The 18,256-nt window shown below is 41.4% G+C and carries 11 protein-coding genes, 6 tRNA genes and 3 rRNA genes; 1 reads left to right on the forward strand and 19 read right to left on the reverse strand.

Annotation, left to right across the window (positions count from 1 at the left end; genetic code table 11):
* Window positions 1–16 precede the first annotated feature (16 nt).
* The 18 genes from glmS to MHH95_RS03565 all read right to left on the reverse strand — a co-directional run bounded on the left by glmS (window position 17) and on the right by MHH95_RS03565 (window position 16,462).
* Window positions 17–1,816 (reverse strand): glutamine--fructose-6-phosphate transaminase (isomerizing), encoded by a 1,800-nt coding sequence (glmS, locus tag MHH95_RS03480; RefSeq protein WP_340726468.1) that lies wholly within the window; start codon window positions 1,814–1,816, stop codon window positions 17–19.
* 644 nt (window positions 1,817–2,460) lie between these two features.
* Window positions 2,461–2,985, reverse strand: coding sequence for a type 1 glutamine amidotransferase domain-containing protein (locus tag MHH95_RS03485; protein ID WP_191701466.1), 525 nt, complete (start codon window positions 2,983–2,985; stop codon window positions 2,461–2,463).
* Window positions 2,986–3,172: 187 nt separating this feature from the next.
* Window positions 3,173–4,525 (reverse strand): phosphoglucosamine mutase, encoded by a 1,353-nt coding sequence (gene glmM, locus MHH95_RS03490; RefSeq protein ID WP_340726469.1) that lies wholly within the window; start codon window positions 4,523–4,525, stop codon window positions 3,173–3,175.
* An 88-nt stretch (window positions 4,526–4,613) separates the two neighbouring features.
* Window positions 4,614–5,612 (reverse strand): CdaR family protein, encoded by a 999-nt coding sequence (locus tag MHH95_RS03495; protein ID WP_340726470.1) that lies wholly within the window; start codon window positions 5,610–5,612, stop codon window positions 4,614–4,616.
* Window positions 5,605–6,441 carry a diadenylate cyclase CdaA gene (cdaA, locus tag MHH95_RS03500; RefSeq protein ID WP_340726471.1) on the reverse strand — a complete coding sequence of 279 codons (837 nt, stop codon included), beginning with the start codon at window positions 6,439–6,441 and terminating at the stop codon, window positions 5,605–5,607. Before cdaA ends, MHH95_RS03495 begins: the two co-directional genes overlap by 8 nt.
* Before the next feature lie 202 nt (window positions 6,442–6,643).
* Window positions 6,644–7,261: a zf-HC2 domain-containing protein gene (locus MHH95_RS03505; RefSeq protein WP_340726472.1), complete on the reverse strand. Its 618-nt coding sequence runs from the start codon at window positions 7,259–7,261 to the stop codon at window positions 6,644–6,646.
* Between the two features lie 13 nt (window positions 7,262–7,274).
* On the reverse strand, window positions 7,275–7,838 hold the full coding sequence (gene sigW, locus MHH95_RS03510) for an RNA polymerase sigma factor SigW (RefSeq protein ID WP_191701471.1): 564 nt from the start codon (window positions 7,836–7,838) through the stop codon (window positions 7,275–7,277).
* Window positions 7,839–7,991: 153 nt separating this feature from the next.
* Complete coding sequence (rocF, locus tag MHH95_RS03515) at window positions 7,992–8,894, reverse strand: arginase (RefSeq protein ID WP_340726473.1); 903 nt, start codon at window positions 8,892–8,894, stop codon at window positions 7,992–7,994.
* A gap of 186 nt (window positions 8,895–9,080) precedes the next feature.
* Window positions 9,081–9,153 (reverse strand) — tRNA-Lys (locus MHH95_RS03520).
* Between the two features lie 17 nt (window positions 9,154–9,170).
* Window positions 9,171–9,245 (reverse strand) — tRNA-Gln (locus MHH95_RS03525).
* Window positions 9,246–9,258: 13 nt separating this feature from the next.
* A tRNA-Tyr gene (locus MHH95_RS03530) sits at window positions 9,259–9,342 on the reverse strand.
* 31 nt (window positions 9,343–9,373) lie between these two features.
* Window positions 9,374–9,449 (reverse strand) — tRNA-Val (locus tag MHH95_RS03535).
* Between the two features lie 45 nt (window positions 9,450–9,494).
* Window positions 9,495–9,569 (reverse strand) — tRNA-Glu (locus tag MHH95_RS03540).
* 134 nt (window positions 9,570–9,703) lie between these two features.
* Window positions 9,704–9,779, reverse strand: a tRNA-Asn gene (locus tag MHH95_RS03545).
* A 152-nt stretch (window positions 9,780–9,931) separates the two neighbouring features.
* The gene (locus tag MHH95_RS03550; RefSeq protein ID WP_340726474.1) at window positions 9,932–11,227 is read right to left on the reverse strand and encodes an alpha/beta hydrolase; all 1,296 of its coding nucleotides are present in this window, start codon (window positions 11,225–11,227) and stop codon (window positions 9,932–9,934) included.
* 308 nt (window positions 11,228–11,535) lie between these two features.
* Window positions 11,536–11,651: ribosomal RNA gene (gene rrf / locus MHH95_RS03555) — 5S ribosomal RNA — on the reverse strand.
* 97 nt (window positions 11,652–11,748) lie between these two features.
* Window positions 11,749–14,677, reverse strand: a 23S ribosomal RNA gene (locus MHH95_RS03560).
* A 230-nt stretch (window positions 14,678–14,907) separates the two neighbouring features.
* A 16S ribosomal RNA gene (locus MHH95_RS03565) occupies window positions 14,908–16,462 on the reverse strand.
* The 16S, 23S and 5S rRNA genes sit together here, the layout of an rRNA operon.
* 253 nt (window positions 16,463–16,715) lie before the next feature.
* On the opposite strand from MHH95_RS03565, the gene MHH95_RS03570 reads away from it, so the two are divergent.
* Entirely contained in the window at window positions 16,716–17,360 is a 645-nt protein-coding gene (locus MHH95_RS03570) for a hypothetical protein (protein WP_340726475.1), read from the forward strand.
* 75 nt (window positions 17,361–17,435) lie between these two features.
* On the opposite strand, the gene MHH95_RS03575 is transcribed toward MHH95_RS03570, so the two are convergent.
* Complete coding sequence (locus tag MHH95_RS03575; RefSeq protein ID WP_340726476.1) at window positions 17,436–18,116, reverse strand: KinB-signaling pathway activation protein; 681 nt, start codon at window positions 18,114–18,116, stop codon at window positions 17,436–17,438.
* Window positions 18,117–18,256 lie beyond the last annotated feature (140 nt).

Raw genomic sequence — 18,256 nt, forward strand, 5'->3', positions numbered from 1 at the left:
GGTTGTTTTTATCATTCTACTCAACTGTAACCGATTTTGCTAGATTACGTGGTTTATCCACATCACAACGGCGGTGAAGAGCTGCATAGTAACTAATTAACTGTAGCGGTACAACCGATACAAGTGGTGTTAATAGTTCATGTACAGGAGCAAGGACTAAGCAATCTCCTTCTTCTTCCATACCTTCCATTGCAATAATGCATGCATTGGCACCGCGCGCAACAACCTCTTTCACATTACCGCGAATATTAAGTGCTACGTCTTTTTGTGTTGCTAAAGCAAATACAGGTGTACCTTCTTCAATTAAAGCAATTGTACCGTGCTTTAACTCACCGCCTGCGAAACCTTCAGCTTGAATATAAGAAATTTCTTTTAGCTTTAATGCGCCTTCTAACGATACACAGAAGTCCATGTTACGACCAATGAAGAATGCATTGCGTGCGATTTTCAAGTAATCCTCCGCAATTTGTTCCATTACATCTTTAGAATCGATAATCGTTTGAATGCCGTTTGCAACAATTGCTAATTCTTGTTTTAGATCAAAATCAAGTGCCACACCTGTCTCCTTCGCAACTGCATAAGCTGCTACCGCTAACACAGCTACCTGTGCAACATAGGCTTTAGTTGAAGCAACTGCAATTTCCGGTCCAGCATGTAACAGTAATGTATAGTCCGCTTCTCGAGAAAGCGTAGAACCTTGAACATTCGTTACAGTTAATGACTTATAGCCAAGTTCTTTAATTTTCACTAATACTTGACGGCTATCTGCTGTTTCACCTGATTGCGAAATAAAGATAAATAAAGGCTTTTTCGAAAGTAATGGCATGTTGTAGCCAAATTCACTTGAAATATGCACCTCTACTGGAATACCCGCAATTTTTTCAAAGTACTGTTTACCGATCAAGCCAGCATGGTAACTCGTACCTGCTGCAATAATATATAAACGGTCCGCTTCAGCCAATGCGTTTAATATATCGGCATCAACAGTTACATCCTCGCCCTGTTCATAAGCTTGAATAATTTTACGGATAACAGTAGGCTGTTCATCTATTTCCTTTAACATGTAGTGAGGGTAAGTACCCTTTTCAATATCAGAAGCATCCAGCTCTGCTGTATATGGTGCACGCTCAACCGAACGACCATTTAAAGTAGATATCTCTACTTTGTCTTTACGAACAATAACAACTTCTTTATCATGTAATTCAATAAATTGATCTGTAACTTGCAGCATCGCCATAGCATCTGAAGCGATTACATTAAAGTCTTCTCCCACACCTACTAATAAAGGAGATTTATTTTTCGCAACATAGATTGTTTCAACATCTTCATTATCTAAAAGCGCTAATGCATATGAACCATGCACTAAAGATAAAGTTTTACGGAATGCTTCTAAAGTTGATAATCCTTCTTTTGCAAATAAATCAACTAGCTGTACAATAACTTCTGTATCTGTATCTGAAGACATTTTTATGCCTTTTAAATAAGCTTTTTGTAATAAGTGATAGTTTTCAATAACGCCATTGTGTACAAGTGTGTATCTTCCTGATGCACTTGTATGAGGGTGCGCGTTTAAACGATTCGGTACACCATGAGTTGCCCAACGTGTATGACCAATTCCTACTGCAGCTTCAACATCGCCATCTACTGCTTTACGCAAATCAGCAATACGACCCTTTTCTTTAAAGATCGTAATCCCCTCTTCATTATGCACAGCAATCCCCGCTGAGTCGTAGCCACGGTATTCTAGTTTCTCTAAACCTTTTAATAAAATTTCCTTTGCGTCTAATACGCCATTATATCCTACAATTCCACACATAATCCATTTCCTCCGATGCAACAGCTATATCTAAGCGACATTTGGCAATAAGAAAGCAGACTACGAAATCTACCTTTTTTTTCGCCTGATGCGCTTTAGGAATGTTAACTAGAAAAGGTTCTTTGCTCTCGATTAGCAAAGTGTCAACTCATCTATAAAATTCCTACTCTTTAAAAGGTGATGTAGCTTGTTAGTATTTTTTATTTGTATGCCGTTTCGTTCTTCTGTCCAGAAAATCGCTTTTCTGTTTTAAAACGAAAGTTACAACCGGGCATGTGCGGTCGGGAGGCATCCGCCGAAATTTCGATAAACCTCCACCTCGTCAGCTAAGGATTAATGTTCGCTCGATTTCCTTAGCTCTGGCGCTTTTACTTTTTTTCCGATTTTATTTTATGCGCAGCTTTTCCCTCCTTTAGCGCAACTCAAGAAATAGTTTTTTCCATGAGCATTTCCATCATACACATAATCAAATTCATACGTCAATCCTCTGCATCTAATGTAAGCGCTTCATAGAAAAAAATCCCGTTTTTGTCATTGGAATAACGCATCAGTGAAGAATTGTGCTGCCCACTGATTTATTCATTCACTCCAATGACTTCCAAACGGGATATGCACTATTATATTATCTTATGCCAAGAGCACTATTACAGTGCCTTATCTTTTAATAACTTCACGATTTCACGGTTAAATGCAGGTAAATCATCTGGAGTACGGCTTGTCACAAGCTGTTCCTGACAAACAAATACTTCCTCATCATGGAATTTTGCACCTGCATACTCTAAATCAACTTTAATCGATTTATAACCTGTCGTATCTCTTCCCTCTAAGGACTTCGCCGTAATTAATAACTGTGGTCCATGGCAAATCGCAAATACAGGTTTCTTTTCATCCATAAAGTACTTTGCGAAAGCTACGACACGATCATCATCTCGAAGTAAATCCGGTGAGAAGCCTCCTGGGATAAACAGCGCATCAAAGTCTGCAGGATTTACATCTGCCACACCTTTATCGATTTGAACTGTAGCCTCACCATTTTTACCTGTAACGGATTTATTACCTTCTTTATCAATCGTCACAAGTGTATGCCCTGCAGCCTCTAGTGCTTCTTTCGGACTTGTGAATTCCACATCTTCAAACTTATCTGTAATTAATGTTGCAATTTTAGCCAATGTAAAACACTCCTTCGTCTTATTAGGGTACACCATATCATTTCCCTTAACTTTATGAATTAAAACATTTGCTAAACTATATTCATGTTTACTAGTTATCATTAAGTAACGGCATTCGGGTATATTAAAGTGACAAAAAAAAACACCGAAAGCAATGTTTCCATTACTCCCGATGCCTTATTCTAGATTATTCAGCTAAACCCATTTCTGCGCTTACTACATCTGCAATGCGGGTAACATATTCTTCACAAGCCTCCGCAGAAGCTGCTTCTACCATCACACGTACTAAAGGCTCAGTACCTGAAGGGCGAACTAATACACGACCATTGCCGGCCATTTCTGCTTCCACTTCGGCAATTACTGCTGCAACCTTTTCATTTTGTGTTACTGCATGTTTATCTGTGACACGAACATTAATTAATTTTTGCGGGTAGATTGTCATTTCTCCTGCAAGCTCAGATAGTTTTTTACCTGTTGCTTTCATGATGCTCACTAATTGAATCCCCGTTAAAAGTCCGTCACCTGTTGTATTGTAATCTAAAAATACAATGTGACCTGATTGTTCGCCGCCCAGGTTATACTCGTTAGCGCGCATTTCTTCTACTACATACCGGTCACCTACAGCTGTTTGGATACTTGTCATCTCATGCTCTTCTAATGCTTTGTAGAAGCCCATGTTACTCATTACAGTAGAAACGACCGTACCTTTGTTTAAGCGACCTTTTGTTTGTAAATGCTTTCCGATGATAAACATAATCTGGTCACCATCGACAATTGTTCCATTCTCATCAACTGCTATTAAACGGTCACCATCTCCATCAAAGGCCAAGCCAACATCTGCATTACGCTCTAGAAGAAATTCAGCTAATTTTTCCGGATGAGTCGAACCGACACCTTCATTAATATTCAGGCCATCTGGAGAAGCACCCATAGTGGAAATATCAGCCTCTAAGTCTGCAAACAGATGTGTTGCTAAAGATGAAGTTGCCCCATGCGCACAATCTAACGCAACGTGTAAACCTTCGAAATCTTCATCCACAGTTTGTTTTAAGTATGAAATATATTTTTGTCCACCCTCGAAGTAGTCTGTCACTGAACCAACAGCAGCTCCTACAGGACGTGGTAATGTATCTTCCTCTGCATCGATTAGGCTTTCGATTTCGGCTTCTTGTGCGTCAGTTAATTTAAAGCCATCTGGACCAAAAAATTTAATGCCGTTATCTGCCACAGGATTGTGCGAAGCTGAAATCATAACACCTGCTTCTGCATTCATGACACGTGTAAGGTAAGCAACACCTGGTGTACTAATCACTCCTAAACGCATAACTTCTGCACCAATCGAAAGAAGACCTGCTACAAGTGCTCCTTCCAACATTTCTCCAGAAATACGTGTATCTCGTCCAATTAATACTTTCGGGCGATCTTTAGCATCCTTCGTTAGCACATAGCCGCCAATACGACCTAGTTTAAACGCCAACTCAGGTGTTAGCTCACTATTTGCGACACCGCGGACGCCATCTGTTCCGAAATATTTACCCATTACTTTTTCTCTCCTTCAACGCTTAAATTACATACGTTTTAAATTTACCACCTAATGTGGACTGATTGTTTTTGTTGGTAGTTAAGTTTTACTCCGCGTTGTCAACACTTTCATCTGCATTGGCTTCGCTTTCCTCTTCACTAACAGGCTCGCCTGATACATCTGCATATACCGTAAGTTTATTCTGCGATAACTTTGTTGCACCTGTTGGAAGTGGAATTTTAAAATCATAGGAGCCAGACTCGGTAATTTTTTCACGAGATACTTCTACAATTACTTCTTCCAAAGCATCCACTGCCGCTTTCGGCCCATAAACAGTGATGCGGGATGGCTCTGACGACAACTTTTCAATCTTAAGCCCATCTACTGATTCCCCAATTTCAACCAATGTAATCGGGACTTCCCGACTATATTCATTAATTTCTACTTTAACATTGACCTTATCTGGATTAGCACGCACATCCAGTTTATTTAAATCACGGTCAAGAACCTTTACAGTAGCTTCTTGCTCAAACGATTCTTTTAAACCTTTTTCACCTGTAATTGTTGCCTTTACAAAGCTTATGTTATCAATCACACTTTTTGCACCGGTAATGGCAACTTTCGTCGGTTCTACACTCATCCTATTTACGATGAAGTCTTCGGCGACAAGGCTTTTATTCATCTCAGGCTCTATACGAAACTGCTCGGTAATTTTTTCTTCAATTGTCACATTAACGATTTTCGGTTCAATTGATACATTTAGTTTTTCAGAAAAGTTTTCCTGCTGTATTGTAACGCTATGTTCACCGATTAACAATGAGTTTAAATCGACAAATAATTTGTAATCCTTTTCCAGCTTTGTTGTTAAAACAATTGCCTTCGGTCCAGAAATTTTTACATCGACGGTTTCGGGAAGCCCTGTAACAAACAAACTATCTGAATCATAATACACTTCAAGCGGCACATTTGTAATAACATCTGTTTCATTTGATGAACCAGAATCTGCTGCTCGATTATCTTCAGTTTGAATATATAAAAATAGAGCAGCAGCTAAAAATAATGCTGTTAAACGTAGCATCCACGGGCTATCGAATAATTTATCCATTCTTTTTCCCTCCCCAAGTCCACTTAGAAGCTAAGTTAGAATCTTGCTCAGGACCAAACCACATTTTACGTAATAGTTCTTCAAATTCTGTCATAGTAAGGTTACGATGCAAGTTACCATTTGCTGTAATACTAATGGCACCTGTTTCCTCTGATACAACAATTGTAATCGCATCTGTCACTTCACTTAATCCAAGTGCAGCCCGGTGTCTTGTTCCAAGCTCCTTAGAAATAAATGCACTTTCAGATAACGGTAAGTAACAGGCAGAAGCTGAAATTTGGTTTTTTTGGATAATCACAGCCCCATCATGTAGAGGTGTGTTTGGGATAAAAATGTTAATTAGCAACTCAGAAGAAAGCGCGGCATCCATTTTAATACCTGTTTCTACATATTCATTTAGACCCGTATCTTTTTCAATTGAGATAAGTGCTCCAATACGACGCTTTGCCATATAGCTCACAGATTTTTTTACAGCTTCAATTAAACGTGTTTGTTCATCATCTTGCTGATTATTAGTACGTTGGAAAAGCTTCCCACGCCCTATTTGCTCAAGTGCCCGGCGAATTTCCGGTTGGAATATAATTATGATTGCTAAGAAACCCCAGTCAATTACTTCCTGTAATAGCCAATCGAGTGTATCTAGACCAAAAACATAGGTAGCAAACTTTGCCAAAACAACAATCAGCAACCCTTTTAATAATTGAACGGCTTTCGTTCCTTTAATGAGGGTCAATGCCTTATAAACTACGTACCAAACAAGCAGTACGTCCAACACTTTAAAAATCATCTCTACAGCAGCAATGTCTGTAAATTGTTCAATTATTTGCATGTGGCATCCCCCACCTTTTATAGCTAATCCATATTGCCTTTAGTATAGCATAATTCCGGCAATGATTAACTTTCATAACAGAAAAAAGTCTACCCGAACGAGTAGACTTTGCTTTTTATAATAGAACGTCATTTTTTTGAAGAAAGTTTCACTATTCGTCAGGAAAAAATTATTTTTATGTGGTTTTCAGTAAAACTGATATTTATTTATTGCTAAAGACCGCCATCAAATCATTAAAGCCATCTTTAATTTTATACCATAACCACTCGAACATTTCATCGATTTCCTCGACTTGTCCTGTAACTACTGCAGTGGAAGCCATATAGTTTCCATTTATTACTGTAACATTCCCATCTACTTCCCCTTCAATAATGATATCGCCGTTTTTCACAACGATGTCACCTTTAACAACTTCACCAGCGGGAACTGTTACCGTTTGCCCTTCAACAACTATATTTGGCTGTTTTGTCACAGAAAATTGATTGTCGTTCGGGAAACTACTTAGCACTGTAGCGCTCATAAACAAGCAAAACATTGCAGCAGCAACGAGCATCGGATGCTGACGGAACCAACGTTTTATGCCGACAGAACTTTTGCGTTTCGGTAAACGACTTATTACTTGTTCCTCAAAGCTTGGAGGGGCAGTAATATGCGCTGCACTCTTGATAAACGCAACCGTGTCACTTAATTCATGCATATGTTGTTGGCAATCCGGGCATGTCTGCAAATGTTGTTTCAATGATTGTTCATGCTCACGACTAATATCACCATCTAAATATTCGTGCATATAATCCACGAATTGTGATGCACACGTTTTCATGCGTATCTTCCTCCTACAAATTGTTTAACTGCTTTCTCAACGCTTCACGACCACGGTGAATACGGGTTTTTACTGTACCAAGCGGCATATCTAAAATTTCACTGATTTCCTGGAGCGATAATTCCTCAATATATTTTAAAACAATGACCGAACGATATTTGTCAGGAAGGCGACTGATTTCAAATTGAATTCTGTCCTGAAGCTCCATTTGTTCAATAGCTGCTTCAGGTGATTGCTCATCCGCAGCAATCTGTGAATACATATCCAATCCTTCTGTCCCAGCAACTTCGGCATCTAAATAGTAATCTGGCTTCTTTTTACGAATACGGTCGATACATAAATTCGTACCTATACGATAAAGCCATGTTGAAAATTTTCGATTTTGATCATACGAATGTAGATTAATATAGGCACGTATAAATGCCTCTTGTGCAATATCTTCTGCTTCTTGTTTATTTCCAAGCATTCGAAAACACACTTGGTACAGCTTGTGCTGGTAGAGGTTAACAATGTCGGCATATGCGTTTTGATCACCTTTAAGCACTTGCTTTATTCTTTTATTTACTAACGCATCCATTTGTCTTTCCTCTCCACCTTTTCAGCTGTTCTATATATACGGATTGTTTCTTAAAAGGTTTCATTTTCAAAAAAATTATTTTGTCTTTTCCGCAAAAATATGTGTTCCCATTATAACAAATTTCATTATGCTATACCCATTTTTTCACAATATTCATACTAAAGTTTCACCAAACAAAGAACCAATTAACGCAACTGCTACATCAGCCGTTTTATTACGTTCATCCAGTATAGGATTCACTTCCACAAACTCTGCAGACGTCAACAATCCTGATTCCTGAATCATCTCCATTGCTAGATGACTTTCCCTATAGGTAATTCCCCCGGCCACAGGTGTTCCAACTCCGGGTGTGTATAAAGGATCCAGTGCATCAAGGTCAAGAGATAAATGCATACCATCTATTTGATTTTGTTTAAAATAATTCACCGTTTCTTCCATTACATGTGTCATTCCAAGCCGGTCAATTTCATGCATCGTATAAATTTTAATGCCACGCGTTTTTATTAATTCACGTTCTCCCTCATCAATTGAGCGCCCGCCAATTATAATTATATTTTCCGCTTTAATTTTTGGTTCTCCATGTAATATAGAAGTCAATCGCTTATGCCCAAGCCCTATACTTGTAGCAAGAGGCATACCGTGAATATTCCCTGACGGTGTTGTCTCCGGCGTATTCAAATCGGCATGGGCATCAAACCATATTACCCCCAAGTTTTTATACTTCATAGAAAGTCCCGCTAACGTACCTATTGCTATACTATGGTCACCACCTAGTACTAGAGGTGTATGATCCTTTTTTACAACTTCATATACTTTCTCGGCAAGTGCTGTATTCACTTTAATTACTTCATCTAAATTTAGAAGCTTTTCGTCTTTCTGGTCAATTGCATTTCGTTCAATTACTTGAATATTGCCTTCATCTTCAACTTCAAATCCTAGGTTTACTAAACGTTGTTGCAAGCCTGCATATCGAATAGCACTTGGTCCCATATCCACCCCACGACGTTGTTGACCATAATCACACGGAACCCCTACAATTGAAATTTTTCTATTCATTTTCCCATCCCCTTACGAAATCTTAATATTTGGTCGGCTATTCTATGCTCAGCTAAACTCTCTATTGAAATTTCGATTTCCCAAACGGTTTTCCCTTTAATATGCAAAAAATCCTTTACTCATTAATATAAGTAAAGGATTGTAGTTTTTAAGTTTAAGTGCACTTCTAAATTTATAAAATAAAAGTGAGCCATGAAGGACTCGAACCTTCGACCCTCTGATTAAAAGTCAGATGCTCTACCAACTGAGCTAATGGCTCAGAAAAAAATAAAAAAATGGCTGGGGAACCTGGATTCGAACCAGGGCATGACGGAATCAAAATCCGTTGCCTTACCGCTTGGCTATACCCCAAACATTTTAAAGATGGTGGAGGGGGACGGATTCGAACCGCCGAACCCTAAGGAGCGGATTTACAGTCCGCCGCGTTTAGCCACTTCGCTACCCCTCCGACAAATGATGCAACACTGTTAAAAAATGAATGGTGGAGGATGACGGGCTCGAACCGCCGACCCCCTGCTTGTAAGGCAGGTGCTCTCCCAGCTGAGCTAATCCTCCATACATAACAAGTGTTACTAATTTATTTTTTTATGAAGCCTTAAATGGTGACCCGTACGGGATTCGAACCCGTGTTACCGCCGTGAAAGGGCGGTGTCTTAACCACTTGACCAACGGGCCGTTATGTAAATGATACGTTCTCTTTAAGACAAGATTTATAATATCATCATTTTCACTATCATGCAAGCCTTTTTAAAAACTTTTTTTAAAAAATGTTTTTATTTTTTTCCACAATACAAAAAGGCAAAAAAAAATGGCTCCGAAGGCAGGACTCGAACCTGCGACCTGCCGGTTAACAGCCGGATGCTCTACCAACTGAGCTACTTCGGAACGCTACTATATATGTACCTCATGTACAATGTTTCCCTTGTACATTTATTATTATAGCAACGTTTTTAATTTATACAAGCACTTTATTGAAATAATTTGTCTTTTATTTTTTTATTGCAGAAAGAGGAAAACTCCTCTTTCCTGGACTTTGTTTATTTTACGAATTTAACAATTTTCTCCACTAAACCATTCGCCAATGGTATCGTGGGATTTGAATAACTCGCTATATTTTGTTCACGATTTCCTTGTATGTCTTTTAAGACATGATTCATATGATCAAAATAATGAAGCTGTGCTTTGCTATTTGCCGATTTTAGACTTTCCGCATCTTCTTCTGTAATTTGGATATCCATTTTTCCTTGTATGATTAGTATAGGAACTTTCACATCCATTATTTCCTGCTGTGGGTTATATTTTAACCAAGAAATCATATACGGTTGAACAGAGGGTCTAAATAAGGACTGAAGTTCAGACGAAACTTTCCCGACTTTATTACCGGCTTTCAGCTGCTCCAATGCTTTTTCAGATTCCAACAACAAATTAGGTGGTAGACTCGCTGCTAGTTGTTCCATCAAAATCTCATCGACCGGTCTACCTGCCCCAGCAATGGAGATAAGTGAGTCTACATTGCCTTTTTGTGCAGCGATTGCCATAATTAATGCACCTTCACTATGACCAAGTAAATGAACCTCCGTAAAACGGCTGTCTTTTTTAGCATAATCAACGATTGACGTTACGTCCTGTACATACATTTCAAATGTTAAGTTCTCTTCTTTTGCAATTAGTGCTGTATTTTCACCAATACCCCGCTTATCAAACCGTATTGATGCAATTCCCTGTTCGGCTAGACTTTCCGCAATCATCTTAAGGCTGTTATTAGATCCACCGCCAATAGTATTTCCATCTTTATTCGTTGGTCCTGAACCAGCATGGATAATAACAAGCTCCCCTGTTGGTTGTTCTGGCACTTGTAGGGCTACCTTTAATTCCCCTCCTAAAACAGGAACGGTATGCTCTTCATATGTTATAGAAGCCTCTGTATATGGATTTAAAGTAATCGAAAATGTTTGTCCATTTTGTGTAAACGTCCCTTCTATTTGTTCCTTTTCATAAGTCCCTTCTATTTTTATTAAAGACCCTGCCAAATCAATTTTAATCTCTATTTCACTATCATTATATTGAACAGATTCAAATGAAAATTCACTTAATCCTTGGGCTGGAACCGATATATTCCCCCCTGTTTTTTGCAAATCCAAAATAATTTCCAATGGTGACTGCGGGATTTCAATCATACCTTGCCATTTCCCTAATAATGTTTCGTTCATCTGGTTGACCTCCTGAGAGCTTTCAGTTTGCCCTGTTGTAGCTAAGTCGGTACTGCTTGTTTTATCATTTCCACAGGCTGTCAGTAATACGCTAGCTACTGCCATATACAATATTTTACGCATCAGCTTCCTCCTTAATTAAACTTATTCTTTTGTATACGTAATCTAGCTGTAAAAGTTTCAAATGGTAAAAGTGCCTTGAGGAATGATAAATCAATTTGAATTTCTGTACAGAAGACGTTTATCTAGCTACTTCTTCTCCTATTTGCAATAATTTATAATCTCCACTTTCTATTGTCTATTTTATATAAACAAAAAAGCATGACCTAGAAAGTTTTATCCTTTCAAGTCATGCTTGTTATCTTTAATTCATTCGCTAATTTTAAATAATAAAAAAGCCACTACTGACTGAATCAGCAACGACTTTTTGAGCCTAGCGACGTCCTACTCTCACAGGGGGAAGCCCCCAACTACCATCGGCGCTAAAGAGCTTAACTTCCGTGTTCGGTATGGGAACGGGTGTGACCTCTTTGCCATCATCACTAGACTATTTTGGTTTCCAATACAGCTTATGTCTTGGAACCCTTTGAAAGAATCATTCTTTCAAAACTGGATAAACGTTTCATTGAGTTGTGCAATAAAATGTGGTTAAGTCCTCGACCGATTAGTATTCGTCAGCTGCATGCGTCACCGCACTTCCACCTCGAACCTATCTACCTGATCGTCTTTCAGGGGTCTTACTTACTTGCGTAATGGGAAATCTCATCTTGAGGGGGGCTTCATGCTTAGATGCTTTCAGCACTTATCCCGTCCACACATAGCTACCCAGCGATGCCTTTGGCAAGACAACTGGTACACCAGCGGTGTGTCCATCCCGGTCCTCTCGTACTAAGGACAGCTCCTCTCAAATTTCCTACGCCCACGACGGATAGGGACCGAACTGTCTCACGACGTTCTGAACCCAGCTCGCGTACCGCTTTAATGGGCGAACAGCCCAACCCTTGGGACCGACTACAGCCCCAGGATGCGATGAGCCGACATCGAGGTGCCAAACCTCCCCGTCGATGTGGACTCTTGGGGGAGATAAGCCTGTTATCCCCGGGGTAGCTTTTATCCGTTGAGCGATGGCCCTTCCATGCGGAACCACCGGATCACTAAGCCCGTCTTTCGACCCTGCTCGACTTGTAGGTCTCGCAGTCAAGCTCCCTTATGCCTTTACACTCTTCGAATGATTTCCAACCATTCTGAGGGAACCTTTGGGCGCCTCCGTTACTCTTTAGGAGGCGACCGCCCCAGTCAAACTGTCCGCCTGACACTGTCTCCTACCCCGCTAAGGGGCATGGGTTAGAAGTTCAATACAACCAGGGTAGTATCCCACCGACGCCTCCTCCGAAGCTGGCGCTCCGGGATCTCTGGCTCCTACCTATCCTGTACAAGTTGTACCAAAATTCAATATCAGGCTACAGTAAAGCTCCACGGGGTCTTTCCGTCCTGTCGCGGGTAACCTGCATCTTCACAGGTACTATAATTTCACCGAGTCTCTCGTTGAGACAGTGCCCAGATCGTTACGCCTTTCGTGCGGGTCGGAACTTACCCGACAAGGAATTTCGCTACCTTAGGACCGTTATAGTTACGGCCGCCGTTTACTGGGGCTTCAATTCACAGCTTCGCTTGCGCTAACCGCTCCTCTTAACCTTCCAGCACCGGGCAGGCGTCAGCCCCTATACGTCACCTTACGGTTTTGCAGAGACCTGTGTTTTTGCTAAACAGTCGCCTGGGCCTATTCACTGCGGCTTCTCTAGGCTATGCACCCAAAGAAGCACCCCTTCTCCCGAAGTTACGGGGTCATTTTGCCGAGTTCCTTAACGAGAGTTCTCTCGCACACCTTAGGATTCTCTCCTCGACTACCTGTGTCGGTTTGCGGTACGGGCACCTCTCACCTCGATAGAGGCTTTTCTTGGCAGTGTGAAATCAGGAACTTCGCTCTAAAGAGCTCGTCATCACAGCTCAACGTTATAGTATGCGGATTTGCCTACATACACGCCTTACTGCTTGAACACGCGCAACCAACGGCGTGCTTACCCTATCCTACTGCGTCCCCCCATTTCTCAAACGGTGAGGAGGTGGTACAGGAATATCAACCTGTTGTCCATCGCCTACGCCTATCGGCCTCGGCTTAGGTCCCGACTAACCCTGAGCGGACGAGCCTTCCTCAGGAAACCTTAGTCATACGGTGCATGGGATTCTCACCCATGTTTCGCTACTCATACCGGCATTCTCACTTCTAATCGCTCCACCAGTCCTTCCGGTCTGACTTCAACGCTATTAGAACGCTCTCCTACCACGCATACTCAAAGTATGCATCCACAGCTTCGGTGAATCGTTTAGCCCCGATACATTTTCGGCGCAGCGTCACTCGACCAGTGAGCTATTACGCACTCTTTAAATGATGGCTGCTTCTAAGCCAACATCCTGGTTGTCTAAGCAACGCCACATCCTTTTCCACTTAACGATTACTTGGGGACCTTAGCTGGTGGTCTGGGCTGTTTCCCTCTTGACTACGGATCTTATCACTCGCAGTCTGACTCCCGTGTATAAATATCCGGCATTCGGAGTTTGTCTGAATTCGGTAAAGCGAGATGCCCCCCTAGTCCAAACAGTGCTCTACCTCCGGTATTCTCAATCACGAGGCTAGCCCTAAAGCTATTTCGGAGAGAACCAGCTATCTCCAGGTTCGATTGGAATTTCTCCGCTACCCACACCTCATCCCCGCACTTTTCAACGTGCGTGGGTTCGGGCCTCCAGTGAGTGTTACCTCACCTTCACCCTGGACATGGGTAGATCACCTGGTTTCGGGTCTACGACCACGTACTAATTCGCCCTATTCAGACTCGCTTTCGCTGCGGCTCCGTCTTCTCAACTTAACCTCGCACGTAATCGTAACTCGCCGGTTCATTCTACAAAAGGCACGCTATCACCCATTAACGGGCTCTAACTACTTGTAGGCACACGGTTTCAGGATCTATTTCACTCCCCTTCCGGGGTGCTTTTCACCTTTCCCTCACGGTACTGGTTCACTATCGGTCACTAGGTAGTATTTAGCCTTGGGAGATGGTCCTCCCGGATTCCGACGGAATTTCACGTGTTCCGCCGTACTCAGGATACACTCTGGAGGGAATGAACTTTTGACTACAGGGCTTTTACCTTGTTTCGCGGACCTTTCCAAGTCGCTTCGTCTAACTCATTCTTTTGTAACTCCGTATAGAGTGTCCTACAACCCCAAAGAGCAAGCTCTTTGGTTTGGGCTCTTCCCGTTTCGCTCGCCGCTACTCAGGGAATCGAATTTTCTTTCTGTTCCTGCAGGTACTTAGATGTTTCAGTTCCCTGCGTCTGTCCTCATCACGCTATGTATTCACGTGTAGATACTATCCGATTAAAGATAGTGGGTTCCCCCATTCGGAAATCCCCGGATCAAAGCTTACTTACAGCTCCCCGAGGCATATCGGTGTTAGTGCCGTCCTTCATCGACTCCTAGTGCCAAGGCATCCACCGTGCGCCCTTATTAACTTAACCAAAAGTTAACACTTGGATAAAATCCAAGATTTAAGTTTACACGTCAATTGCTTGACTTGTTACATTTCTATAAAATAGAAATTTGTTTTATTGCTTTCAATGTCGTTTTATCCAGTTTTCAAAGAACGAAGTTTTGAAGTATCTCATTCAATTAAGAATGAACCTTCAAAACTGAACAGCAAACGTTAATGTTTCATTCTCCATGAGAATGATTCCGAAATAATCCTTAGAAAGGAGGTGATCCAGCCGCACCTTCCGATACGGCTACCTTGTTACGACTTCACCCCAATCATCTATCCCACCTTCGGCGGCTGGCTCCATAAAGGTTACCTCACCGACTTCGGGTGTTACAAACTCTCGTGGTGTGACGGGCGGTGTGTACAAGGCCCGGGAACGTATTCACCGCGGCATGCTGATCCGCGATTACTAGCGATTCCGGCTTCATGTAGGCGAGTTGCAGCCTACAATCCGAACTGAGAACGATTTTATCGGATTAGCTCCCCCTCGCGGGTTGGCAACCGTTTGTATCGTCCATTGTAGCACGTGTGTAGCCCAGGTCATAAGGGGCATGATGATTTGACGTCATCCCCACCTTCCTCCGGTTTATCACCGGCAGTCTCCTTAGAGTGCCCAACTGAATGATGGCAACTAAGAATAAGGGTTGCGCTCGTTGCGGGACTTAACCCAACATCTCACGACACGAGCTGACGACAACCATGCACCACCTGTCACCGTTGCCCCCGAAGGGGAAACTATGTCTCCATAGTGGTCACCGGGATGTCAAGACCTGGTAAGGTTCTTCGCGTTGCTTCGAATTAAACCACATGCTCCACCGCTTGTGCGGGCCCCCGTCAATTCCTTTGAGTTTCAGTCTTGCGACCGTACTCCCCAGGCGGAGTGCTTAATGCGTTAGCTGCAGCACTGAGGGGCGGAAACCCCCCAACACTTAGCACTCATCGTTTACGGCGTGGACTACCAGGGTATCTAATCCTGTTTGCTCCCCACGCTTTCGCGCCTCAGTGTCAGTTACAGACCAGACAGTCGCCTTCGCCACTGGTGTTCCTCCAAATCTCTACGCATTTCACCGCTACACTTGGAATTCCACTATCCTCTTCTGCACTCAAGTTCCCCAGTTTCCAATGACCCTCCCCGGTTGAGCCGGGGGCTTTCACATCAGACTTAAGGAACCACCTGCGCGCGCTTTACGCCCAATAATTCCGGACAACGCTTGCCACCTACGTATTACCGCGGCTGCTGGCACGTAGTTAGCCGTGGCTTTCTAACAAGGTACCGTCAAGGTAGCGCCAGTTACTACGCTACTTGTTCTTCCCTTGCAACAGAGTTTTACGAACCGAAATCCTTCTTCACTCACGCGGCGTTGCTCCATCAGACTTTCGTCCATTGTGGAAGATTCCCTACTGCTGCCTCCCGTAGGAGTCTGGGCCGTGTCTCAGTCCCAGTGTGGCCGATCACCCTCTCAGGTCGGCTACGCATCGTTGCCTTGGTGAGCCGTTACCTCACCAACTAGCTAATGCGCCGCGGGTCCATCTTATAGTGACAGCCGAAACCGTCTTTCAACTTTCAAACATGTGTTTAAAAGTATTATTCGGTATTAGCCCCGGTTTCCCGGAGTTATCCCAATCTATAAGGTAGGTTACCCACGTGTTACTCACCCGTCCGCCGCTAAATCAGAGAGAAGCAAGCTTCTCTCATCATCCGCTCGACTTGCATGTATTAGGCACGCCGCCAGCGTTCGTCCTGAGCCAGGATCAAACTCTCCATAAAAGTAGTTTGAAAGCTCATTTGCTTTGCTAGCGATTCAACTTAATTAAAAGTTGAAATCTATTGTTTGCTTCATTTAAGAAGCTTGTTTCATTAACGTTGCTTGTTCAGTTTTCAAGGTTCATTGTGTTTCGTTTGTCGCGTCATCTCTTGGCGACTCACTTATAGTAACATCCTCTTGTTATATCCGTCAACACTTTTTCATAAGTTTTTAATAGAATCGTGTTTAATACAATCGGAAAGTGGGTAGTTAATCATGTTCAAAACGTTGGTATCACTAATTTTATGCTTATTTCTGGTATTCATTTATTTTGATGAAAAAAGTAGTATTATGCCCGTATTTCAATTAACAGAGACTCCAGCAATCATCACAAAAGGTCAATTCGGAAAAAGTGTAATCATTGAACTCAGTTATTCTCATAAAGGTTTGGAAGAATGGGTGACAAACCTGAAAGAGCCTTATCCACTTTTTTTAGCAGATAGTGATTGGCTATTACGAAGTCCTGATTTGGTAAAAGTATTAATAGAAAAGAATATTAGAGTTGGTCTACTCGGTTCTACGAGTGATCAATATGTCGATGAAACACTTTTAAACAAACAGCTCGCTATTTACGAAAAAACATTTTACAAAAAGCCACTATGGTTTGCGACCGCTGATTACAAAATGGAAGATTCTATGCAATCAGCTTTACATCAACTTGGCATTAACATAATTGCTCCAACAGAAACCTTTCCTATAGTAGAAAGTAAAATTCCTGAAGGTTCATTTGTAAGTATTCCTTTACATCGTGAGGAGAATGTCTCTTTTGATGCCATTAAACAATTTATGAATGAGCATATTTTTGTTTCAATTGAACAAAATATATTTGGATATGAAATTTCTACAAAACGATTCCCATAATAATATGAATCTATGTCTATTTTAAAAAAACAATGGGCCGTCACAAACGTTTATATTTGTGACAGCCCTTTCTATTTAAGCTTTTGCCGTAGTATGCGACTCTTTTCTTTCTTTACGACGTTCTTCCAATTTTTTTCGATCAGCTTCAGATTGTGCATTATATTTTGGCAACATTAAAATTTGGTATGCATTAACTGCCACTAACGGGAACAATAATAGTGCAACATATACGTCAATGTTATCCTGGCGTCCCATTAAAGCGATAATCCACTCTAATGAAGTTACAACAATCATAAAGAACATTGTGGAGATTAAGACATGTGGCTTTTTCGTCATTTTTATTTTCTTTACTGCCGTTAATATGGCCGCTCCGACTAAAACTATAAGTAAAAATCCGTAAATCAGCCAATCCCCCATTGTACTAGCTCCTGGGGCAAAGCGGAAAATTACAATATCGACTAAAACAATAATGATCAATAACATTTGTATCCAGTTCCAAAGCGTTAATGATCTAAATATATTAACACCAACTTGATGTAACGTTAAATAAGCAAAAAAACCTGCTTGGGCCATCACACTCATCGTCATACCTAAAACGATATTCCAAATAACCGCAGCCAGAAATTCAGAAATTTCCCCGTTCGCTAAATATGGTTGGTAAAAGTCCCAACGAATAATTAACGAGGCAACTGCATTCACTAAACCACCAATTAACAATGCCCAAAAAGCAAATTTAACCCAGTTTCGTATCGTCACGAACAATTCCCCCATTTTTTAATATACTTGTATATTTTATCAATTCGATTTGAAAAAAGCGACCTCTACTAAAAGTTGTTACATATATTTTGTTAAATTGTGAACAATAAACGAAAGCGCTTAAGTGAAGAAAGGAAGGA

The sequence above is a fragment of the Solibacillus sp. FSL K6-4121 genome (assembly GCF_038002585.1).
Taxonomy (GTDB): Bacteria; Bacillota; Bacilli; order Bacillales_A; family Planococcaceae; genus Solibacillus; species Solibacillus faecavium.

Coding starts and splice junctions, on each gene's coding strand:
- rocF (WP_340726473.1), bottom strand. CDS start 8,894: ATGAATAGAAAAATTTCAATTGTAGGGGTTCCGTGTGATTATGGTCAA.
- MHH95_RS03570 (WP_340726475.1), top strand. CDS start 16,716: ATGTTCAAAACGTTGGTATCACTAATTTTATGCTTATTTCTGGTATTC.
- glmM (WP_340726469.1), bottom strand. CDS start 4,525: ATGGGTAAATATTTCGGAACAGATGGCGTCCGCGGTGTCGCAAATAGT.
- MHH95_RS03550 (WP_340726474.1), bottom strand. CDS start 11,227: ATGCGTAAAATATTGTATATGGCAGTAGCTAGCGTATTACTGACAGCC.
- sigW (WP_191701471.1), bottom strand. CDS start 7,838: ATGGATGCGTTAGTAAATAAAAGAATAAAGCAAGTGCTTAAAGGTGAT.
- MHH95_RS03495 (WP_340726470.1), bottom strand. CDS start 5,612: ATGGATAAATTATTCGATAGCCCGTGGATGCTACGTTTAACAGCATTA.
- glmS (WP_340726468.1), bottom strand. CDS start 1,816: ATGTGTGGAATTGTAGGATATAATGGCGTATTAGACGCAAAGGAAATT.
- cdaA (WP_340726471.1), bottom strand. CDS start 6,441: ATGCAAATAATTGAACAATTTACAGACATTGCTGCTGTAGAGATGATT.
- MHH95_RS03505 (WP_340726472.1), bottom strand. CDS start 7,261: ATGAAAACGTGTGCATCACAATTCGTGGATTATATGCACGAATATTTA.